Source organism: Dictyobacter arantiisoli, from assembly GCF_008326305.1.
GTDB classification, from domain to species: Bacteria; Chloroflexota; Ktedonobacteria; order Ktedonobacterales; family Ktedonobacteraceae; genus Dictyobacter; species Dictyobacter arantiisoli.
In genome coordinates this window covers 1-24195 of record NZ_BIXY01000053.1, presented here as the reverse complement: position 1 = coordinate 24195, position 24195 = coordinate 1, and the positions used below count along the sequence as shown (strand labels likewise).

The window sequence follows — 24195 nt, the reverse complement described above, 5'->3', positions numbered from 1 at the left end:
GCGAGAGCGAGCAAAGGGATAAGAGCAAAAAAAATCCCACAATCCTGATAGATTGTGGGAAATGCAGGAAAAACGCTGCTTATTCTTCGACGATCTCGATGAAGTGCAGCGCATCACCAGGCTGGCGGTCACGCATTGGATCACGCTCGCGCAGTGAACGGAGCACATCCATGCCCTGAGAAACCTTCCCGAACACACCATGTTTGCCATTGAGGTGGGGAGTGGCTTCATAGGTAATGAAGAACTGTGAGCCGTTGGTATTTGGACCAGCATTTGCCATCGACAAAACGCCAGGGCCATCATGCTTCAATGCCAGAGCACCACGCTCGTCGTTAAAGCGATAGCCAGGGCCACCACGACCGGAACCCTCTGGATCGCCACCCTGCGCCATAAAGCCGCCGATGACACGATGGAAGGTCGTGTTATTGTAGAAGCCATCACGAGCCAGGAAGACAAAGTTGTTGACCGTCTCAGGGGCCTGAGCAGCAAACAGATCGACAGTGATGTCACCTTTATCTGTATGAAAAATGGCCTTGTATGTCTTGGTTTTATCAATTTGCATTGTTGGTGGAGCACTATATTGCTTAGCCAAGTATATTTCTCCTTCCATAACTTGAGAGCGACATTCTGAAGAGTCGCCTTTACAGTTTAAGGGCTTCCTACATTTATAGGAAGCCCTTACCATTCTATGGCATGCTGTCAAGTTATGCCAGTGTTGTGCAACTCTGCTGTAATCAGTGCTTGCGACTCAGGAAGCAGCCTTCACGATCACATGCTCCATCACGTTCGGGGCCGCGCCCGCGATAGGATTGTTGCTAGCATCGTAGTTTATGGTGAAACTCTGCACCACATTTAAGCCCTGCACCACATGGCCGAATAGGTTATAGGATTTGGTTAACTTACTTGAGTTGTCAACCGTATTGATGAAAAACTGACTACCGTTAGTATTTGCGCCAGAGTTGGCCATCGCGATGGTGCCTGCGGTATATGAACCCTGGACCTTCTCATCATTGAATTTATAGCCAGGGCCACCAGTACCTGTACCGGTTGGGTCACCACCCTGCGCCATAAAGCCAGACATGACACGGTGAAAGGTCAGGCCATCATAGAAATGCTTCTGCGCTAAAAAGACAAAGTTGTTAACGGTATTGGGGGCCAGCTTGGGATCAAGTTCGACAACCACTAAACCATGGTTGGTATTGATACCAGCACAATAAATCTTATTGGTGTCAATGACGTTCTCAGCTTTGCTATAGGTGTGGCTGATGCTCTTGACTTGATTTGCCGTTGGCCCAGCAGATGTATCGGTGACCGCACTGAGCATATCGTTCTTTGCACAGGGTGAAGCTGCGTCTGTAACGGTTCCGCTGATGACCGCTGTCGTCGGTGTGGCAGCAACCTGTGGCGTGGTGGCCGATTTGACCACAGATGTCGCAGTGACGGCTGGTTTGGTGGTCGTCGCCTTGGCCAATGCAAAAGGCCAGAGATGATTGGTAAATAAATACAATCCCGCGCAAATAATTACCACCGCCACTAAAATACTGGCGGCCCAGGGGTAGCGCGCAATACCACGAGCAGGAGGCTTATAACCCGGAGGAGTACGGCGTCCCTGATCGCTTTTTACATCCAAATTGGGCAGTTGGGTAGAATGTGCCCGTGAAATTTTTGCGGCGCGCCTCGCTTCAGCACGTTTTGTCGTCTTTGGCATGAGAGATTTTCCAATGCTCCTTCTTTGTTACCTGACCAATACAAACTCGTGTAATTTGTTGACTTATCATAACCTTACTGCATTTTATGGTCAAGTCCTGTCTTCATCCATCTTTACTCAGACTGGCCGGCAAATCTAGCCAGTGAACAAAAAGTCCTTCTTCACTCTGCTCACTTCATTATATCAGCCCGACAATTGGCCTATATAATTAACCTAGCCCATGCTTCCCCCCTCTACCTATCAATGTTGTGCAAGTTTATCCACATTCCCATCAGAATTTGGTGGATAACTTTGTGGATAACAGGGGAAAACTCCTTTTCCTGGTGGATAAGTCTGAAAAATGTGTCATTTTTACCTGTTTTATCCACTAAAAGAGAATCAGATATCCACTTATCCAGATGGAAGAGTGGCAAAAAACGATTTGCTTTCAGCCCAATTATTCGTTACACTTTGAGCACATGAGGTAACCAATGTCAGCAGTGCTCTTCCCCGGGCGCAGCTTGCTTGTGCACCGCATTATCCTGACATCCGCTGTATTTGTTGGGAACGGATACAGTATCTATAAGGGTGTAATAATAATAATGAGGAGCCAGGGCTCCTGGATATGAACAGAAACTTTTCAAGCGGGATTACAAAGAGTGGCAAGCTCATGGGGATTGAGGTATTGGGTCTAAGCAGACAGAGCAAATGTTCGTGTATATGCTATAATGCTTGTTGCTGCAATTCAAACCAATCATAAAAACAAGCACGCGCTGCTTGCATCAGCCCGCACTTAGATATTTTTTTACGCTCACTTGGGAGTGGCTTTCACTATGCATTTCTCATGCTATCGTATAGATCGTATTGTAGAAACGGACTGATTATTTTGCACACAAGCATAGCCCTATGGATAAACCAGGGTTGGCATAAGATAAGTAGATGCTGGAGTTGAAGACGTGGAAAAATTATTACCGCAAAATATAGAAGCCGAGAGTGGTGTCCTCGGTAGTATCATCATCGATCCAGAAGCAATCATCCAGGTTGCTGATTTTCTGACGCCCGATGATTTCTATCGCGATGCACACCGGACCATCTACGAGACGATTCTCCAGCTTTTTGAACAGCGAGAAGCCGCCGACTTTATTACTATTTGTGATGAGCTTGAACGCAAGAATAAGCTGGAAGGAGTTGGGGGTGCCAGCTACATTACGTCCTTAATCAATCAGGTGCCGACCAGCGGCAACATTGAATACTACGGACGTATCGTAGAACGTACCGCCATCCTGCGCCGCCTGATTCATGCCGCCGGCGAGATAGCTGCCAGCGCTTACGAAGAGAACGATGCGAATGTCGCTCTGGATAAGGCTGAGAAGCTCATCTTCGGCATCAGTCAGCGCCATGCGCGCGCCGATTTCTCTTCACTCAGCGAACTGTTAAGCGACTATATGAGTAAGCTGGATAAGCTACACGAGCGTCGTGGTACGGTGGTCGGTGTTCCCACAGGCTTTACCGACCTGGATCGACTGACGGGCGGCTTACAAAAATCGGACCTGATTATTCTGGCAGCCCGACCGGCGGTCGGAAAAACCAGTCTCTGCTTGAGCCTTGCGCACAACGCTGCCGTCCAGCACAAAAAATCTATTGCGATCTTCAGTCTGGAAATGAGTAAAGAACAACTGATTCAACGTTTGCTTTCTATGGATGCAGCGATTGACCAGCAGCGCTTACGTACTGGATGGATTGAGGATGATGAGTGGGAACGCATTGTCTTTGCGATGGGCACGCTCTCCGAGGCCAATATCTGGCTGGATGATACTGCGGGTATCTCTACTATGGAGATGCGCAGTAAGGCGCGCAGGCTCAAAGCAGAACATGGCATCGATATGATTATCGTCGATTACTTGCAGTTAATGCAATCTTCTGCTGGTAAACGGAACGATAACCGTGTGCAGGAAATTTCTGAGATCAGTCGGAATCTCAAAGGTCTGGCCCGTGAGCTCGATGTGCCGGTAATGGCTCTGGCGCAGCTCTCTCGTGCTGTTGAGAGCCGCCAATCCAAAATACCACAGCTCTCAGACTTGCGTGAATCTGGCTCAATTGAACAAGATGCAGATATTGTGATGTTTATTTATCGCGATGACGTTTATAATCCTGAATCCGAACGCAAAAATATTGCTGATATTATCGTTGCCAAACACCGTAATGGACCTGTCGGCGAAGTCAGCCTGTATTTTCAGGCGAGCCAGACGCGTTTTAGCGATCTGGAAGTCTCACCACCAGCAGAACAATAATTTGGGGGTGACTAGTAATGACCACATATAGCGGCCCAGCGGGTTTTACAGGTTTCCCTGGCGGAAAAAATCCGTATGTCCCGATTCCAGAGGTTTTTTTTACGCAACTTTTACCAGAGATAGAGGACAGCGCGGAACTAAAGGTCACGCTCCATATCTTCTATCTCCTCGCAAAGCAACAGGGCAATCCACGCTGTGTGAGTGATCAAGATCTCATCAATGATCATCTTTTACAGCGCAGTCTCAAGCGCCGCGGTGATCCACGACCATCCGAGGAGCGCTTACGCATCGGACTCGAACAGGCAGTGGCACGCGGCACACTTTTGAAAGTACAGCTTCGGCTCGCAGGCGAAGGGGCTGATCTCTTTATTCATTGGTACTTTTTTAATACCGCCCGGAGCCGCAAAGCCGTTATAGAATTACAGGGAGGAGAAATGATTCCTGCGCATTTGCTAATGCGGGACGAGCAACCAGCTCAACCACAAAATCAATTGGCCGTTGGTGCAGAAGTGTATGCTAGTTCTATAGGCTACAACAATGCTATTCGCCCTATGCACGTTGAGATAGAACGTCCAAATATTTTTGTATTATATGAGCAAAATATTGGCTTATTATCACCAATGATAGCGGATGAATTAAAAGACGCAGCCGATCACTATCCTCAAGATTGGATTGAAGCAGCTTTTCGTGAAGCTGTTGAACAAAATAAACGTAAGTGGAGTTATATTCGCGCCATTCTTCGGCGCTGGGAAACGGAAGGCAGGCAATAGTGGAGCGCCTCAATGAAATTTTTGACCGCACGGGGTCGCGTCAACCTCTTTCCGAGCAACGTGCACGTACGCGAACACCCCATACAAAAGACAGTATCTCTTCGCGCCGGGTTACCTCCGATTATCAGTCGCGCATGAAAAATAAATACGACCAGGATCACTCTGCTTCCACCTATCAGCAGCAGAATCCGTCACTCAATGCGCGTGCCCGTGCCTATTCATATCAACTCCAGGATGAAGAACCCCTCCCAAACAGACCCGAGGGACGTGACTATAGCGAACCAGTTTCCCGTGCTGATCCATCCCATTATTCTACCTCGCCCACGCGCAGAAATGCCCGCGAGTCAGGTGTACAATATCAATCGCAACCACAACCACATCAGGATCAGCAACGCATTCAGCCTTTGCAGCCGCGCCCGACCAATAATTATTACGCTCCCATGCATGCGCCCGATGATGCCTATAACGCTGCTCCCCAGCAAACCGATACCATGGAAGAGTGGGAAAGCAATGGATTGGGCTATGGGGATTGGGAAAAAGGACCCGTTGGTCAATACTACTATGAAAAAGAAAATGAAATAGAGGTCTTTGAAGAGGGGCCATCTACCTTTCAACCTGTTCAAAACTATCGTCAACGCCAGCCAGTAGAACCAGAAATTTCAACCCGTGGCACGCGCAACCTGCACGACACGCGCCTGGCATCAGCGATCGCAGCGCAGCAGATGACGGTCCACTCACGTGTCACCCAACCTTTGAATCAACAAACCATCTCTGGGATTGAAAGGGAGCGCGAGCGTGGTATACACACACGAACAAGCTCAAACTCAAACTCAACCCATGCTGTGCCAGCAAATTATCTGAAGTCAGTGCGTCAAGAAGCGCCAGTCGCGCCAACCCCAGAAATAACCCCCTCACCCGTCATCGAAGAACCAATTCCCCTCAGGAGTATCTGTCCGAAATGTAAAGGTGCTGGTTACTTACGAGCTAATGTGAACTATGGTCATCCAAACTTTGGCAAACCTATACCCTGTGACTGCAAAGAAAACGAACGTAAAGAAAAACGCCGCCAGCAATTGCGCGGCATGTCGAATATGGATGCCTTCCACAACCAGACATTCAGCACTTTTTCATTGCACACACCCGGCGTCCAGAAAGCTTTTAACGCCGCCATAGAATTCGCCAATAATCCTGATGGTTGGCTGGTGTTGATCGGTCCCAACGGTTGTGGTAAAACGCACCTTGCTGCCTCGATAGCTAACAGCAGCCTGGACAGTGGAGCAGTAGTGCTCTTTGAAGCCGTACCCGATCTCCTGGATCACTTGCGTGCAGCCTTCGCCCCTACTGCCACCGAGGTCTACGACCAACTCTTCTCCAAAATGCGGGAAGCCGAACTATTAGTGCTCGACGATCTGGGATCGCAGCAAAGCTCACCCTGGGCAAACGAAAAACTCTTTCAATTGCTCAACTATCGCTACAATCTCAACATGCCGACTGTCGTCACAGCCAATCCCAAAGGACTACAGGGAGTCGATGAACGGATTCGCTCTCGCCTCGCCGACATTGCCCTGGTCACTACCGTCTCCATGGATGGGGCCAGAGATTACCGCCCACTAAACCGAAAACACTAAAAAAACTCGCACCTATAGACTGCCCATCCCCGGCAACAGCCGGGGTTTGGGGTGTCAGCCCCCAATCCTACCTTTTGCTTCTTTTGCTTGTCGTTGGAGTGGTAAGGAAGAAAAAAAAGAGCTCTACAGCTTATTCTTCGCCGTTTCTTGCACTCGCATCTTGTAAGTGCTATCATAACTATAAACGTCCCCCATATGTGGGTTTCCTCTGCACATTCATTTTTTACCAACGGTACATTTTCCAGTCTACAAGGAAATTGACCGTGATAGATAAGTAAGGAGCGAACATGACCAAATTCGATCCGCGCGATCCAAAATGGATTAGAGAATCACGCGAACTCTTGGAGCCGCGGGGAATCATCCCCAACGTTGTCGAGACCACACCTCGTGGCACTTACGGTTCGGATCTTTTCTCGCGCCTGTTAAAAGAACGCATCATCTTCGTTGGCACACCAATCGATGATATGGTTGCAAACAGTATTGTCGGGCAGTTACTTTACCTGCAAAGTGAAGATGCGACAAAAGATATTAATATGTATGTAAACTCACCAGGTGGTAGCATCTATGCTGGCCTGGCTATCTATGACACCATGCAGTGGGTTCGCCCGGATGTTTCGACAGTCTGCATGGGTATGGCCATGAGTATGGGCGCAGTCCTGCTGGCTGGTGGCGCGAAAGAGAAGCGCTTCTGCTTGCCGAACTCAACCATGCTGATCCATCAGCCTCTCGGCGGTGCCGAGGGTCAGGCGGCCGATATTGAAATCACAGCCCGTGAGATCTTACGTCTCCGCCGCAGCCTGTATGAGATTCTCTCGAAACATACCGGTCAGACAACCGAGCGTATCTTGCAAGATTCAGACCGCAACTACTACCTGACAGCCCAGCAGGCTGTTGAGTATGGCCTGATTGACGACATCCTTTCTTCAGGCAAGGAAGAATAAGTCACGGCTAGCAACATACATGCAGGTGCATAAAATCCATCTCCGCCGATAAACAAGCGGCGCTGGATATGCAACAGAAGGGTCAGGTTATTTGCCTCTGTGCTCCCCTCGCGGAACATACACGACAAACAACCTGGCCCTTTATGCTAGAACAATTCCATCTCCTACAGATACAGATTGCGGAGTGAATGGATGCAACAATCATCGAAAGGATAGACAGGGATTGAGGAAGTATGAGTCCACGCTTACGTAGCTTGTTGTTTGAAACACTCTATAAAAATCGCTATCTTTACCGTTTCGCCAGTACAGTTCCCTTTGCCGGTCAATGGCGGATCTGGCAGCGTCTGGTCTTGCAACGCGTCCAGGGACAGGATGTCTTAGAACTGGGCTGTGGGCTGGGGGATCTACTGGCGGATATGCTCGCGGCAGGCTATACCTGTCAGGCGGTCGAACATTCAGCCCAGATGGTTGCTGCCGCACGAGGTACTTTACAACGTCGCCAGCTTGGGAATGCCGCACGCATTATTCAAGGATCAGCCCAAACTCTCCCTTTTGCCAATCAGAGCTTTGATACTGTCGTAAGTACCTTTCCCTCTGACTATATCTATGATCCCGATACCATTGCTGAGGTGGAGCGCGTCCTGCGTCCGGGCGGGCGGCTAATTATTATCGAAGGCGCACATCTGGAGTCCGTGGGATTTATCCAGCCCATCCTTTTTCTCATTCATCTTCTCGTCTATGGGACAGGTGTCGTCCAGCACCGCAAACGAGAAGTTGTGCCATTAAACACCCATACTGAACTCAATGGAGCAACAGATAGTACATTTACAACTGAAGAATTACCCGGTCAGCCCTTTGGCAACCTCATACCTTTAGAGCAGTTCGGTTTGCAACGCCATTCACAACGCGTGTATAGCCAACGCTGGCAGGTCTTCATTACGCTGGGAGAAAAGAACACCGGGGCAGAGCATTGGTAGAATACTGGTAAAGGTTCTTCCTGTCAGGATCAGCAAACACTACCATAAATAGCTTATACTGACAGCACAACTACTTTTACAGGAGACAATGTAATTATGTCATCATGGTCTGATGGAAAAGTCCAGGCAAACGGTATAAACCTACACTATCATCATACGGGCGGAGACAAGCCACCTGTGGTTCTGCTCCACGGCTTTACCGATAGTGGACTCTGCTGGACACCTATCGCAAAAGCGCTTGAAGCTGATTATAAACTGATTATGCCCGATGCCCGTGGTCATGGTCTCTCAGACGATCCACGCACTGGATTTACCATGGATCTTTTAATTTCGGATGTGGTGGCGTTGATCAACACGCTACAACTGGGAAAGGTCACACTGCTTGGACATTCAATGGGAGCCCATACCGCTGCCCGTGTGGCTGAGCTACATCCAGAGCTGGTACGGTCCGTCCTGCTCGAAGATCCCACCTGGCGCAAGCCAATCCCTGAGTCTGCACGAGCCGAGGCAGCGCGGGGCTTGCAGCAATGGGGGGATAGTATACGCGCGATGCAAAAGCAATCCCTTGAAGAACGCATCGAGGATGCCCATGAGTTTAATCCCCTCTGGTCGAGCGAGGAGATTATTCCCTGGGCCGAGGCACAAGGTCAGTTTCGAGCTGAAATCTTCTCTCCCACTATCGAAGAGCTTACCCGCGATTGGGGTGAGATGGTGACTGAGCTTAACGGTCCGACGCTACTGATCACAGGAGAGCCTGCACGCGGCTCCATGGTGACGGCTGAGATTGCGCAACAGGTGCTCCAACACTGGCCCAATGGCAAACATGTCCATATCACAGGTGCGGGACATAGTATTCGGAGGGATCAGTATCAGGCATATATGACTGCTGTTTCTCAATTTCTAACAGAGCATTAAAGAAATTATGCATATGCAAACACCTATCGAGCAACTTGCCAGTCAGTATCCACATCTTGCACAGGCATTTGCCCGCATTCCGCAGGGAGAGATCCATCTCAAGCGCTTGCATGATCTCAACACCAGCTGGCAACAGCTATTGCTGTCGGGATCACAACGCAAGTATACTGAGGTGGTGGTCACAGAGACGCGTCCCGTCCTGCCCGCGCAGGATACTTTTGATATCATCTACGCCGGTGGGGGGTTGAATCTCCTCAATGCGGCAGTGATGACGCAACGCTATGCTTTACGGGTACTGGTCTTTGACCGTTTTACGGTTGGAGCTGTCCATCGCGAATGGAATATTTCACGCGCAGAGCTACAGGAGTTGCTTGATTGTGGTTTGCTTACCCGCGCCGAACTTGAATCTGTAATTCTATGCGAATATCAGGATGGCTTTGTGCGTTTCCATGCCGCGCATATCCAGGTGCCAGCGACCGAACTCCATCTCAAGGATGTATTGAATATCGCTATCGATGCCGAGAAACTGACAGCCCTGTGTGTCAAAAAGATTCAGGAGCATCAGTCAGCTACTGGTAGAACAAACCTGATTCTGCACCATACGACTTTTGAACGCTGTGCCGTACAGCCCGCGCAACATGTCTGCGTCGATGTCCGCGATGCCGCCGGTTCTCTCCATAGCTATGGCGCTCAACTGCTGATCGACGGCATGGGATCAACCTCCCCGATTGCCTGCCAGCTCAATTGTGGCCGTCCCTTTTCACTGGTCTGTCCCACCGTGGGCACCGTTGCGCGTGGCTATAAAGCAGGCCCGGGCAGCCGGGAAATTGATACGACACGAGGTGAAGTACTGGTATCAACCGAGGATAGACGCCATGATCGTCAGTTAATCTGGGAAGCTTTTCCAGGCAAAGAAGATCAGGTCGCTATCTATCTCTTCTATTATGCAGAAGCTGGTAGTCAGGTTGATCTATTCGCGCTCTTCGACGATTTCTTTGCCTTGCTACCAGATTATAAAGATACCAGTAATGTTGAGGTTCTCAAGCCGGTATATGGTTTTATCCCGGCGGGCTATAATATCACACTTCCCTGGCAGCAGAAACAAAAGATCCTGGCCTATGATCGTGTACTCTCCCTGGGAGATGCCGCAGCCTTCCAATCGCCCTTAACCTTCTGCGGCTTTGGATCGTATGTGCGCAATCTGCAACGCATTACAACCCTGCTTGCGCAGGCATTGGAGAGTAAGAGCCTGCGAGCCAGAGATCTCAATCGCATTCGCGCCTCGGAAGCGGTACCAGCCGTCTCCGGGGCCTTCAGCAAATTCATGATTGCCCACTCCGAAAAACAGGAACCGGCCTGGCAAGTCAATGAGACATTCAATGTTTTTTGCCGCGTCTTACAGGATCTGGGTCCACAAGTCACCAATGATTTCTTTAAGGATCGCATTGGCTGGCTGGATTATACGCGTGTGGTACTGAACACGCCACGCTATTATCCCCCTATTTATAAGCTCGCCCTGACAACTCTCAGTCCCGCAGAGATTATCGGCTGGATCAGTGCCTGGTTGCAATTGGGAGGTCAGGCTGTACAGTATCAATTATACAGCCTTCTGAGGCCCCGCTTGCGATCTCTGCCAGGCGCAGCAAGGCGCTGGCTACGTCGCCGCAGTCCAGTTACTGGCCTGCGCATAGCCATCTGGGAGGAAGGGATGGCGCAGATCGCACGCGCCAGAGGGGAACAGCGCCCGATCACAGCGACCAATAATTATCCACCACCTATGCGCAGCTATTGGCCGAGTATCAAATGGCCGCCGGGCTAAAAAATACTACGCATCCAGATACACCTGCTGCGCCACGCGCCGTGAAATCTCAAATCCCTCCAGCATGGGAGATGGGATAGGGCACAGCAGCGGGATGCATCTCACACCGGCGCCCCGCGTCGTCAGCGGAGGCCAAAAGTAGTATCAAGCCCTGATATTTTGCGAGACTGCAACGCAATTGGCAATCTTTGCGTAATTATAGTCGAGATATCTTCTCTTAGCGGACAGCGTACGTAACCATGGGCGAAAAGTAGCACCGCTACTGGCAAGGCACATGGCGATTATAGAAAAGAAAAAAATAGCAACCTTGTAACACTGAAGAAATGCGCCAGAGAGAGCGGCGACAGGCCATAATCTCCGCAGAATTCATGACGAAATCTGATCTTAAGTGATGCATTTCTGTCATCAGTGAGATATAATACTGGGTGTTACCATAATACGGCCTCTAGTATTTTCCTTATGCATTCATACGTAGTGGTAATGCATGTCAAGGGCCAAGAAAGCAGGTAATTTGCAATGGAAAAACCGCCGGAGAATGTGTACTGGCTACAAAACGGCAACGATAGGCAGCAACCGCGCCCTGGCCCTACAGGTCGACCTAACGGGCAAACGCCACAGCAGAGACCATCAAACACGTTCAATAAATGGTTACTTGTGCTGGTTGGGGTGATGCTTCTCGTGTACATATACAGCATCGCAAGTAACAATTTTGGCAGTAATAACAATTCACAGCGTTTGCCTCTGCTGTACAACGATTTTATTACTCAGGTTCAAGACAACAACATTAAAAATGCCACCATTAATGGCACGACAGACATCACGGGTAGTTTTATTCAGCCCGTGAAAGGCCAGCAGCAGTTCCAGGTCTATCAACTGCCCAATGGCGATCCTAATCTGTCGCAATTATTGTATAATCATAATGTACCTTTTAACTACCAGACGCCACCAGATAATTCAATCTGGCTGAACTTACTGATCAATCTGCTACCGTGGATCTTCTTGATTGGTCTGTTTTTCTTCTTTACACGCCGATCCTCGCAAGGACAACAAGGTATCTTTAGCTTTGGGAAGAGCCGCGCCAAGCTGATCTTAGAAGATCGTCCAAGCACGACCTTCGCTGATGTGGCAGGTGTTGACGAATCAAAGTATGAGCTAGAAGAAGTAGTGGAGTTCTTAAAGACTCCTCAGAAGTTCCAGCGCCTGGGTGGTAAGATTCCACGCGGTGTCTTACTGGTGGGCCCTCCGGGAACTGGTAAAACACTGCTGGCACGCGCCGTGGCCGGTGAAGCAGGGGTTCCATTCTTCTCGATGTCGGGTTCTGAGTTTGTCGAAGTGCTGGTTGGTGTTGGTGCCAGTCGCGTGCGTGATCTGTTTGAACAGGCCAAGAAAGCTTCACCCAGTATCATCTTTATCGACGAAATCGATGCGGTTGGTCGTCAGCGTGGTTCGAGCATCAATACCAATGATGAGCGCGAACAGACGCTGAACCAGTTGCTGGTCGAGATGGATGGTTTCGACAATCGTCAGGCTGTCGTGGTTATCGCGGCAACGAACCGTCCCGATGGCCTGGATCAGGCGCTCTTGCGTCCTGGACGTTTTGACCGCCGTGTGACTGTGGACCGTCCCGACTGGAACGGTCGTCTGGCGATCTTAAAGATTCACACCCGCAAAGTACCTCTGGCTAGCGATATTAATCTGATCATGGTGGCACGCTCGACCACAGGTATGGTCGGTGCGGATCTGGCGAATCTTGTCAACGAGGCCGCCTTGCTGGCAGCACGCCGCAACCGCGACAATGTTGATCAGCGCTGCTTTGAAGAAGCGCTGGATAAGATTCTGCTGGGTGCCGAGCGCCCACTGGTCTTGAGTGATGCAGACCTGGATGTCACGGCCTATCACGAAGGTGGACACGCCCTGACAGGTCTCCTGCTCGATGATACAGATCCAGTCACCAAGGTAACGATTGTCCCACGTGGTCAGGCCCTGGGTGTTACCATGTATACCCCTCTGGATGATCGCTATAACTATTCAAAAGAATATTTACTGACACGCATCGTCACCGCATTAGGCGGACGTGCTGCGGAGAAAGTGATATTTGATCGTATCACCACCGGTGCCGAAAACGATCTCCAGCGCGTGACACAGATCGCGCGCCAGATGGTAACCCGCTGGGGTATGAGCGAGCGCCTGGGAACTGTTTCCTTTAGCGACCGCGAAAATCCCTTTGCTGGCGGTGGCGATACTGGCACGCCAACCGATTATAGCGAAGAAACGGCTGAGCTCATTGACGAGGAAGTTGATCGTATCGTTCGTGCGGCGTATCAAGAAGCCCTCAATCTGCTCACAACCTACCGTCCAACCCTGGATCGTATCGCGCAAGATCTGCGCCGCTACGAGACCATTGATATCAAACAGTTACATGCCATCATGGAAGAGACTGGTGCTCCGATTGCAGAATCGCAGCTCCAGGCGGTCAAGCAGGCTGTCGCAACCCTGGCCCCTCCTCCTCCCATTGATCCTGTAATACCACCACAAATACAATAACAACCCATCAGGTTGAAAAGCAAAAGAGAGCCGCTTTCTCATTATAGTGAGGAAGCGGCTCTCTTTTAGAATGTGCCAGGCTTCCATGATCTTCTTGCATGGTTTTCCACACCTGCAATACCCAAATAGTTCAAATAAAAGACCTCCATCCTTCCGGGTGATGGGGGAAGGTAATAATGGCGAGGACTGTCATGCCCCTGGCATGCCTGCCAGCGCGCTCCGTCGGAGGCTGCCGCCCCTGCACCCCGCTTTCACCCTAAAAGATAGAGAAACTCCGGATGGGGCTGACCTCAGTCACACTTCTGTAAAGAAAGTACGCATGGCAGGATAATCTTTCATGACCGCATCCAGAACAGCAGAGCTGGGAGCCATAAAAGTACCCTGCGCCTCCGCGAAGATCACCTGCTCATCGTCAGCCAGCATCAACTTCCCGCTCGCCTGGACCATACGCCCACGCTGCGACGTTAAAGAAGCGCGCACACGCAATAAAGGACCATAGGGTACTGCACGTCGATAGCGTATCTCTAACCGCCCTGTCATCGTCCAGGTGGGTTGCGTGGCAAAAACGGAGGCACGATTGAGCGCCTCATCCATCACCGTAGCAATAATCCCTCCATGAATCACGCCCGGAAATCCCTGGTGCTCTTCGCGCGGCAGAAAGTCTGAGACAACGGTAGCATTCTCTTCACGAAAAACCAATTTCAAGCTAAAAGGATTTTGTTGACCACAGGCAAAACAACGCTGATAGTCAGAAGTATCATTAAGATCCATAAATAGAAAATATCCTCCTTCACTGGATTCCATTGAGTCTATCACACCACCCCAAACCTTTTTCTACGTAAATAGCTTCGCAAATGAGCAGTAGAAAAAGAAGATAAATAGTTAAATATCTATAGTATCCCGAATATTGTATACTAAGAAATAAGCTTACTTGATAAAACTCAGCAATAAAAACGGTCACATCAAATTATTATGGCTCTCGCACCTACGTTTATGGATCAGTACTAAAAAAGCTAACGGAACGAAGATTTTGTTCGCATCGTATTAAGATAGAGAGCATATCTCCTATTTGCAAGGCAAGCATTGCAGGCTCTAGATAAGGAAGAAAGAATGGCTAAAACATCCAATACCCAAAAGCCCTCTCAGGACGATGCTTTAACAAGCAGAAAGAAACTGGCTAAAAAAGAGGCGAAATTGCTGCTCAAAGTTGAGCAAGTCAAAAAAGATGTGCAAAAGGCCGAGCAGAAGATTCAAAGGGCTCAGGAGAACCTGAAGAACCATACTGGCAGACTACAGGATCTTGAAGACTCACTCACACAGCTTCGACAACCTGCGCATAAGAAAAGCGGCCAAAAAGCATCCCACAAAGACATAACCCAAAAAAAAGTTCAAACCAGCTCCGATACGTATACGGGCCAGGAGCCAGATCCAGGCGAGTCCTACGAAGACAGTGAAGCAATTGAAGAATTGCGCCACGTTTCGCTAGAACCAGCCGAGGGACGCGTCGACATCGGCGAGAACGCATCCACAACACTCGATAGAGATCTTACATACACCACGGAACAGGCCAGCCAGAGCGACACTACCCCTCATGAAACTACCACTGATGCCTCCATCAAATCAGGTGCAGGTAGTATTTCATTGGAAAATAGCCAACCAGGAGCATGGCCTCCTGCCCCTATCCGTGAAGAGCTGGCAGAGACAATCACAGAAGAAACTACCGCAACCGCAGTAACTTCAGCAGCACCAGCGTCCTCGAAAGCACCCGCGACCCCACGGCGCGCTTCGCGCCGTCGTAGCACACATAGCTCACAAAATAATCAGATATCCCCCAGTTCCGATCAGGATAAACATGAAAACAGTTCAGAAGCCTGATTGGTAGGAGTAATGAATCGTCATTAGGATAGAAAAAGAGGAATTCGCCTGGAGTGGAGAATTCCTCTTTTTCTATCCTAATGACAGATGCCTCTGTTTTCGCAATCTTCGCGCCTGCCGATAGGCGAGCAACAAGATCCTATTGTGCTTCTACAGGTAATTGATGCCGCGCACTTCTGAGTGGTCGGGTCAAGACGGCACGCTTTTTCAAAGCCAGATAAATCCAGAGCGTAATACCAAGCATTAAACCACTAATCAGATAAGCTCCGATCACGTCGCTGGCCCAGTGATCTCCCAGATAGATGCGTGAAGGTCCAACCAGGACCACGAAGAGTCCAGAAACAATCAATAGCACATAAATCCACCAGCGATCACGCCGGAATAGGATCAGGCAAAATGAGAAGAGCAATCCCCAGAATGCGACATATGACATTACATGACCGCTGGGAAAGCTCTGCCCCGTTGCCCGCTGGAAGACATCCACCAGCGTATTTGTTGGACGGGGACGACTTACCAGAAACTTGAGGAGTAGATTAATAGGCGTGGAGACGACAGACAATCCAATAATGAAGAGTGCCTCCAGGCGCAAACGCACAGCCCAGAAGACAGCGGCCGTCAATAAGATAAGCAAGCTAAAAATCAGAGATTGATTGCCCAGAAAGCTGACTGCGACCATAAAACTACTTAAAGCAGGAGTATGGTTTTCCTGAAATTCTTTTGTGATCGTCACGTCCACAGACAGGACTGGATTGAAATGGACGTATAAGGCCAGGATTGTAAAAAGGACAAAAATGAGTAGATAAGCCACAATCAGAAATTGCGCCCGGCGTGATACCCGATACCAGGGCTCACGACTTTCTTCAACCTCATCCTGAGCTTTCTGAACCATATTTTGAACATTTTCTTGTATTTGTTCATTGGCTGGCTTTTGTTGCTTCACAGTAACTACCTCATATGATTATTTATATGCTGCTCCAGGGATACTGATCTCTGAGGATATATCGACTTGGTACTTTCATTACGTATGCCTCAACAAAAAGGTTTCTAAGCATAAAAATAAAACTATACTCATCACGACGTTGAATGCTATGATGGGAGCTGAATAGAAGATATTCAGGGAGACATTCTATATTTTGGAGATTCTATTTCTATGTCAGTGAAAGAAATTCGTACAGCACTATCTGAGGATCGTGAGGCTGTACTGGCTTTTTGTACGCAAACATTTCCAGATGGCGATTATATTGAACATGTCTGGGATAACTGGTTACAAGATCCCGCCGGTCAGCTTTTGGTGGCCACCATCGATGGCCAGCCAGTTGGAGCTGCCCATATACTGATGCTGAATGGCGAGGAGGCGTGGCTAGAGGGCTTGCGCGTCGACCCTACATATCGACGTCAGGGACTCGCCAGGGCGCTTAGTGAGACGGCCAGCGTTGAAGCCATGCGGCGCGGGGCAACTATCCTACGTCTGGCGGTCGATAGTCAAATACTATCCCCATCCAATTGTATGAAAGTATGCATATGCGTCATGTGGGAGATTTTTTAGGCTATCAGGCTACCCCTTTTAGCAAACCAGTAGCGCGTGCTCCACAGCAACAGACGCGACTTGCCACTCAGGACGATCTTGACGCCATTATCGATTATCTCAATGCGTCCAATATTTTTCCGCTCGTTGGTGGCCTCTACTATCATCGCTTCAAAGCACGCGCGATTACGGCTGCATTCTTAGAGCAGAAGATCGCTGCCCAACAGATCTATCTCCTGCAACGCTGGGAGCGGCTGGATGGCCTGGCAATCGCTGAAATCACGACCAGCATACAAAATCAGCAGCGGTTCTCGGTGGGCTATCTCGATGGTACAGCTATCGAAGCAATCAGTCTGATAGCCTATGATCTGCGCCAACGGCTGACCACTCTACCAGCCGAGCAGGTTTTCATTTATGCACCCCATACGTTGCTGATTCAGGATGCTTTTGCAGGCGTCGAGTATACTCCCGATGCGTCTAGCTTTGCAACCTATGAACGCGAACTGCAATAAAGAACCCGCACCTTAAGGGTGCGGGCTACATTGGAAAGGGATTAATCAGCAGGATTAATGGCCGCCTCTAGATTTTTGAGATCATGGTAGCGCAACAACCAGCAACCGTAGTTCAATCCACCGCCGACCGCTGGTAGAGCAAGCCATTGTCCATCCTGTATGCGTCCCTGACGTAACATCTCGGTCAGGGCTAATGCGATACTGGCATTCGAGAGGTTACCATAATAGCGGAAATTGTCCACTAATTTATCCAGGGTATCTTCAGGCCAGCCGAAATCGTGTATCAGCAAATCGCCCAGGCGGCGCGTAATACGCGAGTTGGCCTGATGAGGAATTATATAAGCTAAATCAGCGGGCTTGATCCCGGCATGACGGCATAAGGCATCCACACATTCCGCCATAGCGCGAGGGGCTTCGCGATAAACCTCTTTCCCATTCATCCTGGTATAGCCAACCATATACTGCGAGAGCAATTGGCTCAATTCTTGACCACGACCTTCGCTGTATAACTGACGAATCTTCAGATCTATCTCAGCCATATCAACAGAATCTTTACGCAATGGTGTCTGATAGAGAAGCGCTTGAGCCAGACTGGCATCAGATCCATTAATGACGTAGGTATCTTCATCCCCACGTTCCAACACAAAAGCGGCAGCTCCCTCACCAAAGAGGGAACTGGTCTTCCAATCCAGCACATGCATGATATTTGGCAAGAGAGCCTCGGTCGCTACCAGCAGTACGCGTTTAGCTGTACTGGCCGCCAGGATCTCGGTCGCAACCTGAAAACCTTCAGCCTGACAGGCACAGGCACCTTTGAGCATCGTTGAACGCAGAGGACCCAGGCCCAGACGATGCGTTACCAGACCAGCAATGGTAGGAAAACCCTCATTATCTGAGGAAGAGATACCAACAACCGTATCGATATCTTCCACCTTGAGACCCGCGCTGGCAATGGCACGCCGGGCAGCATGCACCGCCATATCGACCATTGATTCCTCACGCGGAGCGGTAGGATCATCCAGTAATCCCGGTGCATCTGCACCAGCCATCGAGCGGCATAACTCAAGCGTACTGGCACGCACATGACGCGTCACTAAACCAGTGACACGCTCCAAATCTTCAGCACGCCGTGGGCTGCCAAGACGGGTAGAAATATATGCAAAAAATTCATTGGTAATCACGCCTTTCGGCACATATGCACCCAGGCCCACGAGGCGAACTTTCGCCTGCGTATAAATATGCGGAATTACAAATGAATAATTCGGCCATTCGGCAGAATCAGTGAATGTCATTGACAACGAAACCTCCATAATGAGGATAAAAAGAGCGTATAATTCCCAACCAGTATATCATATCGTCTTGAATGCCGCTAAAAAAGGAAGGGACCAGAGATCGCGTATGGTACGCATTGACCCCTGGTCCTCCCATTAAAGATTTCTGGATAAGTCGAACGCTACGACTCTTACACCACGATAAAAGCTTACCAGCGATCTCGACCGCCGCGACGCTCGCCGCGATCACGACCACCACCACTGTACCCACTGTCACTATTACTATAGCCGCGATAATCATCACGGCGTGAGGAAGAGGCACGCTGAGACTGGAAACAATCGCTACAATATACTGGACGGTCTTCACGAGGAATGAAAGGAACGGTTGTGTTACGACCGCAACTGGCACAAACGGCCTCGTGCTGCTCACGTGGGGCCCGTGGAGCACTGAATTGCTGGCCGCGGCGTGCTGCGCGACAGCTCGGACACCGGGTTGGAGAGTTTGTCAGACCTTTACTGGCATAAAATTCTTGCTCGCCGGTTGTAAACGTAAATTCATTATTGCAATCACGACAAACAAGTACTTGATCCCGGTAGCCCTCATTAAACATCATGGGTATATTTTCCTCTTCTTGAGTTACACACGTTCCATCTTACATACATTGACAAATTTTGTACAGTGGTAATAAGACAAGAGATAGATCTTTCCATAGATAGATATATCTCAGGAGATGTACCTCATGGTGGCTATCAGGCAGTGGTGTCCTATACAACCGGGAGACGGAACGGAAGCCGGAGGTAGGATAATACATACCAGAAGGGAAGTTTTCCGTAACCACATATCTCATTGTAACATATTAACTGCAAAAATGCAGTATTTCCTTGACCTTGATGCTAGGATATAATTACATTTCTACTGTGATTGCCGGAGGAACGCCTTGAACTCTGACTATACTCATGAGTCATCTACCGAGGAAAATACTCTCTCTATGCGCCAGGTTCATACCATTACCGACCGCTTCTCAATGGCGAATACGTATCTCATCAATGATGAGCGCTTGATCGTGGTTGATCCAGGCACCGAGTTGAATGTGCGCCAGCTCCAATTTTATATTCAGCATATTCTGCATCGTTCATGCGCTGATATTGATCTGATTGTGCTGACACATCTGCATCCCGATCACACAGCTGGTGTGGAGGCGATGCATAAATTAAGTTCCGCTCCCGTGGCGGCCTCAGCCGTCGTGCGACGTCTGATCGAGAAAGCCGCCCATGAGAGAAGAGGAACACCCTCTTTTGCGCAACTGGCAGAACATCTTATGACAGGGCCGCTGCAACATGTGGATCTCTTCCCACCTATTTATGAACGCCAATATAAATTGGTCGATCTCTGGTTGGATGATGTGGTTGGCTTGCCAGATCATCCTTACTGGCGCGTGATTGCCAGTCCAGGGCATACACCTGAGAGCCTGTGTCTCTACAATCCTTTTAGCCTGGAACTGCTGTGTGGGGATACTGTGATTACGATTCAGGGAGGTGCGCCGTTATTGCGTGGGAGCACCAATCGGCGGCAATTAGAAGAGACGCTCCGTCTCTTACGCAGCTTACAGGTTCACTATCTCTATCCAGGCCATGGACGTCCCATCCTCTCTCTGCATCCACTGAATAATGTAGATGTAGAGTGGTAATGAATAATCTCTCTTATAACTACAAACACAAGCACCAGCAGCTATACTGGCTTTATTTTACTGGGTAAACGCAAAGGGACCGGGCCACTCATCGACTTCGTGATTGGAATGGGTGGCATCGTGGTATTGCCAAGTTGGGGGCCAACACCATATTCTAGTTGCAAATTCCCTAGAGAAAGCACGTCGCCAACCTGCAAGATCGGTGGTGTGTGCAGCATTTTGCCATTCAGCAAGGTGCTATTGCCTTCGTTATAGAGGGTGAAGCCTGCAGGTACCCGCACGACCCGCATATGAACTGGCTCAATTGAAGGCTCCTTCAATTGAATACTACAGGTATCACCACTGCCAATGGTAATGATCGAACCCTCCAGCATCAAACGCTGTCCCGCTCGCTCGCCATTCTTGATTAACAGATAGTTCACCTGGGGTGCCGCTTTAAAAAAGGGAAGCGAGTGATCCGTCTCTAACACTGGACGCCCTGTGCTAACAGGATTTCTATCATAGCCCGGTACCGTGGCAGAGGGCAATGGGATGCTGATATTGCTATCCCCCTGCAGATCCAGCATAGAACGCCAGGTATGATTAACGAGGGGATCATATTGATCCTTTAATATCTCTTGCTGTTCGGCCAGTAGAAAGCAAAATTGTTGCGAGCCAATTTCAAATAGATTGTCCCCTTCCAGCAGGACGGTCCCCTGTACTGGCTGTCCATTCAATAACAATCCATTGAGGCTACCGCAATCGGTCAGACAAACCTTGCCATCATACCAGGCCAGTTCTGCATGATGGCGGGAGGCCATCTCATCGTCAAGCCAGATATCGCAGTTCTCATCGCGTCCCAATGTGGCCACGGCACGCTTCAGTGCCAGACGCTGACCCTGAAAATTGCCATTCTTGTATTCTAACCATCCCCAGGGGGTGTCCTCACCAAAGACAAAGGGAGCGAGTGTGCCAGGTTGATAGTGAGGAGGCTGTAAGGCCCGAGAAGCGGCAGCGGAAAAGGATTGCTCCTGTGTGGCGAACCGTGCATGAATGCGCTCAGAGATCTTTTTAGCACGCGTTCTCACAATGGCTGCAAGCAGCGCCAGCAAAGGAATAAGCCAGCTACAGACAAATACATAGACAAGTATGCCCCAGATTTCGCTGGCTGAAAGATGCGTCTGTGGGCCCACCATACGCAGGTGGAACCATAACCATGCAGGTATCAGTAGCAAAGCACCGAGCACACATAATGAGCCCGTAATCAACACCTGATAGCGCGATCCCCGGCGGCTCAGGAGACGCAAAAGGAGTATGGCAACGATGGAGAGCAAACAACATACAATACCACCGTAGCAATCGATATAAAACCAGGAGGAAAATATTATTGCGCTCGTGGTATGCTCCCTTCTTCACAGCCAATGGATGGTGGTAAAAGGAACATAAGCATAGTCAACCTAAGAAATACAACGTTTCTTTGTACATCCATTAAGCTAAACCTCTTACCATGGCAAACAGACCACCGTCTCAGGAGGCTACTTTCAGGCTCATGATATCATCTTGTATCACAACGGGCAAATACATGGGACTTGTGGGGCAGGTTGCCATTTTAAAATCTCATCCTTCTAGCGTCTTTAGCATATGAGAAGAATTTTATCTCTATAAACTTTTGATAATCAGAATGAAAGAGAAGGATAAGTTATGAGAAACGCCGGGCTAGGTATGGGCATTTTTCTAGGTTTTTATTGCCTCTTTGGTATCGTTGCCATTTTAGCTACCGTTTTTTGGATCTGGATGTTAATAGATTGCATTAAAAATGAACCCTCAGACAGCAATGACAAAATTGTCTGGATTATTATCATTGTATTCACGCACGTTATTGGTGCGATCATCTATTACTTCATGCGCCGACGCCCACGAAGTCGTTTACCCCAAAACTACAACCAACCACCGCTCACCTCACGCTAAAAACAATACGTTTAGAGTTTCTTCTGTATTGCAGGAAATACGAACAATGTATTTCCTGCAATACAGAAGAAAAAAACAGCATAATCCCACAATTCAGATCCAATTTTAGTGTATCTGGACATCCAGTGCACCATACTGGCGTAAGATATTGGCGGCCTCTTGTGGACGAGCGCTCTCTTTGACTGTCACAATTGTACGACCAGCTTTAACTTCCCGGGCATAATGGCGGGCATGTTCATGCGGCACACCAATATTCGTGAGCGTTCCCAGAAAATTGCCAGCGACAGCGCCACTTCCCAGGGCAGCCGCAATAATACCTCCAGCTACTACGGGACCGATACCCGGCAGGAGCAATGCCGCAGCGGCCGCACCCAGCGCTCCACCAATCACTCCTCCGGTGATACTACTGGTACGTTGCTCATGCGCTGCCTGCTCTTCATCCTCATCCTCACCGGTCGTCTCGATAGGTTGCCTCTGGGCTGTTGTCTCAGAGACCTCGGACGTCGTCAAAGGAGCCTCATGGGTCTCACGCAGGGCATCATCAGGACGCTGTAGCGGCTTCTTGTGCCCTTTGGAGCCTGGATATGGAAGACGATCCAGCGCTTCTTCAGTGGCCGGAAGTGCAGCCGCTAAAACATTTGATGCATCCGATGGACCAATAAACGGTACCAGTAACAGATCTGCCGCACCTATCAATCCACCCAACAGACCTCGGGCCAATGCCCGTGGAGCATATTGCTGAGCTTGAGCTACATGCTCCTCATGAGTGCGTGCCACAAAGCCCAGTTGATCTTCTTGAAAGCCTGCCTTTGTCAACGCCTCAAGTACCTTGACTACTGCCTTGCGATCCTCAAAACTTCCAACAACAACTGCCTGTTCTACATTAGTCATGATAGCACTATCCCCCTTTATCTTTCCCTGTTCTCTATGGTATACGTTTTATAAGGTAGCATCCATATACAAATATTGTGTCAGGCTATGACGACCTGCCACGAAGGTGCTATAATACGCAACAATAATTTTAGCTTAAGCTTATAAGATGAGAGAAGTAGTCCATGCACGAATCCTTAGATACCTTCATTGATGAAAATGAAAACGGAGACAGTTCTTCGCGTAACACGCTGCGCTATATCATGCTTGGCCTACTCTGGGCGCGCCCTTTGAGTGGCTATGATATTAAGCAGACCTTTGAACGCGCTGTGGCTCCCTATTGGAATGCTGGCAACAGTCAGATTTATACAACATTAAAAAATCTGCATAAAGCGAAACTGATCGACGCCGAGATCATCGTTCAAACCAGCCGTCCCAACCGGAAAGTGTACAGCCTGACTCCCGCCGGAGAAAAAGATTTAGCACGCTGGTTGCAGGAAGATGTCCCGGAACGCTTTACTAAAGATGAGTTTTTGACCAAGCTCTTTTTCTGTGGTGAGACCACTGATGAGACAGCGTTGCTTCATCTACGCGATCATCGTGAAAGCGTGTTAAGACAATTAGAACATATGGAATGGGCATTGCGCGAATATGGTAACCGCCCCGTGAAACGTCCTCACTTACTTGAGTATCAGTTACTGGTACGCGAGTACAAGGAGGCAGAGCTTAAGGCCGACCTGGCTGTGACCGATAAGGCGATTGCGCGCATCGAACAACGGCTGCATAGCCAGCATGAAGACTAACTGACAGAGATTTGCCAGGCTCCCGTGGTCTCCACCATCTCTGTGCATGAGTTTTCGCACCTGCGGTGCTCAAACATCTTTTTATTATGTAGTGCAGGAAAGGTGCTGTGCACCTTTCCTGCACGACAGAAT

At 49.3% G+C, this 24195-nt stretch carries 22 protein-coding genes; 14 read left to right on the top strand and 8 right to left on the bottom strand.

The window, feature by feature from the left end:
• Positions 1–79 precede the first annotated feature (79 nt).
• Together F1593_RS17150 and F1593_RS29325 are read right to left on the bottom strand one after the other, a co-directional pair.
• Positions 80–592, bottom strand: coding sequence for a peptidylprolyl isomerase (locus F1593_RS17150; RefSeq protein ID WP_149402786.1), 513 nt, complete (start codon positions 590–592; stop codon positions 80–82).
• A 156-nt stretch (positions 593–748) separates the two neighbouring features.
• Positions 749–1708, bottom strand: coding sequence for a peptidylprolyl isomerase (locus tag F1593_RS29325; protein WP_149402785.1), 960 nt, complete (start codon positions 1706–1708; stop codon positions 749–751).
• Positions 1709–2643: 935 nt separating this feature from the next.
• Here F1593_RS29325 and dnaB point away from each other — a divergent pair.
• From dnaB to ftsH, 8 genes are all read left to right on the top strand, one after another.
• Positions 2644–3978 (top strand): replicative DNA helicase, encoded by a 1335-nt coding sequence (dnaB, locus tag F1593_RS17140; protein WP_149402784.1) that lies wholly within the window; start codon positions 2644–2646, stop codon positions 3976–3978.
• A gap of 17 nt (positions 3979–3995) precedes the next feature.
• The gene (locus F1593_RS17135; RefSeq protein ID WP_149402783.1) at positions 3996–4748 is read left to right on the top strand and encodes a DnaD domain-containing protein; all 753 of its coding nucleotides are present in this window, start codon (positions 3996–3998) and stop codon (positions 4746–4748) included.
• Positions 4748–6376 (top strand): ATP-binding protein, encoded by a 1629-nt coding sequence (locus tag F1593_RS17130; RefSeq protein WP_149402782.1) that lies wholly within the window; start codon positions 4748–4750, stop codon positions 6374–6376. Before F1593_RS17135 ends, F1593_RS17130 begins: the two co-directional genes overlap by 1 nt.
• Before the next feature lie 287 nt (positions 6377–6663).
• Positions 6664–7317, top strand: coding sequence for an ATP-dependent Clp protease proteolytic subunit (locus F1593_RS17125; protein WP_149402781.1), 654 nt, complete (start codon positions 6664–6666; stop codon positions 7315–7317).
• Between the two features lie 233 nt (positions 7318–7550).
• Complete coding sequence (locus F1593_RS17120) at positions 7551–8294, top strand: class I SAM-dependent methyltransferase (RefSeq protein ID WP_149402780.1); 744 nt, start codon at positions 7551–7553, stop codon at positions 8292–8294.
• A 96-nt stretch (positions 8295–8390) separates the two neighbouring features.
• The gene (locus F1593_RS17115) at positions 8391–9209 is read left to right on the top strand and encodes an alpha/beta fold hydrolase (protein ID WP_149402779.1); all 819 of its coding nucleotides are present in this window, start codon (positions 8391–8393) and stop codon (positions 9207–9209) included.
• A 13-nt stretch (positions 9210–9222) separates the two neighbouring features.
• The gene (locus tag F1593_RS17110) at positions 9223–11028 is read left to right on the top strand and encodes a hypothetical protein (RefSeq protein ID WP_149402778.1); all 1806 of its coding nucleotides are present in this window, start codon (positions 9223–9225) and stop codon (positions 11026–11028) included.
• A 516-nt stretch (positions 11029–11544) separates the two neighbouring features.
• A complete protein-coding gene (ftsH, locus tag F1593_RS17105) occupies positions 11545–13572 on the top strand; it encodes an ATP-dependent zinc metalloprotease FtsH (RefSeq protein WP_149402777.1) in 2028 nt (675 codons plus the stop codon).
• Between the two features lie 294 nt (positions 13573–13866).
• On the opposite strand, the gene F1593_RS17100 is transcribed toward ftsH, so the two are convergent.
• Positions 13867–14343, bottom strand: a complete 477-nt coding sequence (locus F1593_RS17100; protein ID WP_172632193.1) for a PaaI family thioesterase — start codon at positions 14341–14343, stop codon at positions 13867–13869.
• Positions 14344–14682: 339 nt separating this feature from the next.
• Here F1593_RS17100 and F1593_RS17095 point away from each other — a divergent pair, with 339 nt between their 5' ends.
• The gene (locus F1593_RS17095; protein WP_149402775.1) at positions 14683–15447 is read left to right on the top strand and encodes a hypothetical protein; all 765 of its coding nucleotides are present in this window, start codon (positions 14683–14685) and stop codon (positions 15445–15447) included.
• 139 nt (positions 15448–15586) lie between these two features.
• On the opposite strand, the gene F1593_RS17090 is transcribed toward F1593_RS17095, so the two are convergent.
• Positions 15587–16387 (bottom strand): phosphatase PAP2 family protein, encoded by an 801-nt coding sequence (locus tag F1593_RS17090; RefSeq protein ID WP_149402774.1) that lies wholly within the window; start codon positions 16385–16387, stop codon positions 15587–15589.
• Between the two features lie 210 nt (positions 16388–16597).
• On the opposite strand from F1593_RS17090, the gene F1593_RS17085 reads away from it, so the two are divergent.
• Together F1593_RS17085 and F1593_RS17080 are read left to right on the top strand one after the other, a co-directional pair.
• Entirely contained in the window at positions 16598–16993 is a 396-nt protein-coding gene (locus F1593_RS17085) for a GNAT family N-acetyltransferase (RefSeq protein WP_149402773.1), read from the top strand.
• Complete coding sequence (locus tag F1593_RS17080; protein WP_149402772.1) at positions 16969–17484, top strand: hypothetical protein; 516 nt, start codon at positions 16969–16971, stop codon at positions 17482–17484. Before F1593_RS17085 ends, F1593_RS17080 begins: the two co-directional genes overlap by 25 nt.
• Positions 17485–17525: 41 nt before the next feature.
• On the opposite strand, the gene F1593_RS17075 is transcribed toward F1593_RS17080, so the two are convergent.
• Together F1593_RS17075 and F1593_RS17070 are read right to left on the bottom strand one after the other, a co-directional pair.
• Positions 17526–18776 (bottom strand): 3-oxoacyl-ACP synthase III family protein, encoded by a 1251-nt coding sequence (locus F1593_RS17075; protein WP_172632192.1) that lies wholly within the window; start codon positions 18774–18776, stop codon positions 17526–17528.
• 188 nt (positions 18777–18964) lie between these two features.
• On the bottom strand, positions 18965–19369 hold the full coding sequence (locus F1593_RS17070) for a zinc-ribbon domain containing protein (RefSeq protein ID WP_235932613.1): 405 nt from the start codon (positions 19367–19369) through the stop codon (positions 18965–18967).
• A gap of 375 nt (positions 19370–19744) precedes the next feature.
• Between F1593_RS17070 and F1593_RS17065 the strand changes: the two genes are divergently transcribed.
• On the top strand, positions 19745–20443 hold the full coding sequence (locus F1593_RS17065; protein ID WP_149402770.1) for an MBL fold metallo-hydrolase: 699 nt from the start codon (positions 19745–19747) through the stop codon (positions 20441–20443).
• 41 nt (positions 20444–20484) lie between these two features.
• Here the strand turns inward: F1593_RS17065 and F1593_RS17060 are convergent, their stop codons facing one another.
• The gene (locus F1593_RS17060) at positions 20485–21756 is read right to left on the bottom strand and encodes an FHA domain-containing protein (protein ID WP_149402769.1); all 1272 of its coding nucleotides are present in this window, start codon (positions 21754–21756) and stop codon (positions 20485–20487) included.
• A gap of 367 nt (positions 21757–22123) precedes the next feature.
• Between F1593_RS17060 and F1593_RS17055 the strand changes: the two genes are divergently transcribed.
• Entirely contained in the window at positions 22124–22390 is a 267-nt protein-coding gene (locus tag F1593_RS17055; protein WP_308483059.1) for a PLD nuclease N-terminal domain-containing protein, read from the top strand.
• A 105-nt stretch (positions 22391–22495) separates the two neighbouring features.
• Here the strand turns inward: F1593_RS17055 and F1593_RS17050 are convergent, their stop codons facing one another.
• On the bottom strand, positions 22496–23281 hold the full coding sequence (locus F1593_RS17050; protein ID WP_149402767.1) for a hypothetical protein: 786 nt from the start codon (positions 23279–23281) through the stop codon (positions 22496–22498).
• 164 nt (positions 23282–23445) lie between these two features.
• Between F1593_RS17050 and F1593_RS17045 the strand changes: the two genes are divergently transcribed.
• Positions 23446–24063 (top strand): PadR family transcriptional regulator, encoded by a 618-nt coding sequence (locus tag F1593_RS17045; RefSeq protein WP_149402766.1) that lies wholly within the window; start codon positions 23446–23448, stop codon positions 24061–24063.
• Positions 24064–24195 lie beyond the last annotated feature (132 nt).

What these genes read in the sequence shown, in the direction of transcription:
- F1593_RS17115 (WP_149402779.1), top strand. Translation starts at nt 8,391, where the DNA reads ATGTCATCATGGTCTGATGGAAAAGTCCAGGCAAACGGTATAAACCTA.
- F1593_RS17120 (WP_149402780.1), top strand. Translation starts at nt 7,551, where the DNA reads ATGAGTCCACGCTTACGTAGCTTGTTGTTTGAAACACTCTATAAAAAT.
- F1593_RS17085 (WP_149402773.1), top strand. Translation starts at nt 16,598, where the DNA reads ATGTCAGTGAAAGAAATTCGTACAGCACTATCTGAGGATCGTGAGGCT.
- F1593_RS17135 (WP_149402783.1), top strand. Translation starts at nt 3,996, where the DNA reads ATGACCACATATAGCGGCCCAGCGGGTTTTACAGGTTTCCCTGGCGGA.
- F1593_RS17125 (WP_149402781.1), top strand. Translation starts at nt 6,664, where the DNA reads ATGACCAAATTCGATCCGCGCGATCCAAAATGGATTAGAGAATCACGC.
- ftsH (WP_149402777.1), top strand. Translation starts at nt 11,545, where the DNA reads ATGGAAAAACCGCCGGAGAATGTGTACTGGCTACAAAACGGCAACGAT.
- F1593_RS17100 (WP_172632193.1), bottom strand. Translation starts at nt 14,343, where the DNA reads ATGGATCTTAATGATACTTCTGACTATCAGCGTTGTTTTGCCTGTGGT.
- F1593_RS17095 (WP_149402775.1), top strand. Translation starts at nt 14,683, where the DNA reads ATGGCTAAAACATCCAATACCCAAAAGCCCTCTCAGGACGATGCTTTA.
- F1593_RS17050 (WP_149402767.1), bottom strand. Translation starts at nt 23,281, where the DNA reads ATGACTAATGTAGAACAGGCAGTTGTTGTTGGAAGTTTTGAGGATCGC.
- F1593_RS17045 (WP_149402766.1), top strand. Translation starts at nt 23,446, where the DNA reads ATGCACGAATCCTTAGATACCTTCATTGATGAAAATGAAAACGGAGAC.
- F1593_RS29325 (WP_149402785.1), bottom strand. Translation starts at nt 1,708, where the DNA reads ATGCCAAAGACGACAAAACGTGCTGAAGCGAGGCGCGCCGCAAAAATT.
- F1593_RS17070 (WP_235932613.1), bottom strand. Translation starts at nt 19,369, where the DNA reads ATGATGTTTAATGAGGGCTACCGGGATCAAGTACTTGTTTGTCGTGAT.
- F1593_RS17080 (WP_149402772.1), top strand. Translation starts at nt 16,969, where the DNA reads ATGCGTCATGTGGGAGATTTTTTAGGCTATCAGGCTACCCCTTTTAGC.
- F1593_RS17055 (WP_308483059.1), top strand. Translation starts at nt 22,124, where the DNA reads ATGAGAAACGCCGGGCTAGGTATGGGCATTTTTCTAGGTTTTTATTGC.
- F1593_RS17075 (WP_172632192.1), bottom strand. Translation starts at nt 18,776, where the DNA reads ATGACATTCACTGATTCTGCCGAATGGCCGAATTATTCATTTGTAATT.
- F1593_RS17110 (WP_149402778.1), top strand. Translation starts at nt 9,223, where the DNA reads ATGCAAACACCTATCGAGCAACTTGCCAGTCAGTATCCACATCTTGCA.
- F1593_RS17065 (WP_149402770.1), top strand. Translation starts at nt 19,745, where the DNA reads ATGCGCCAGGTTCATACCATTACCGACCGCTTCTCAATGGCGAATACG.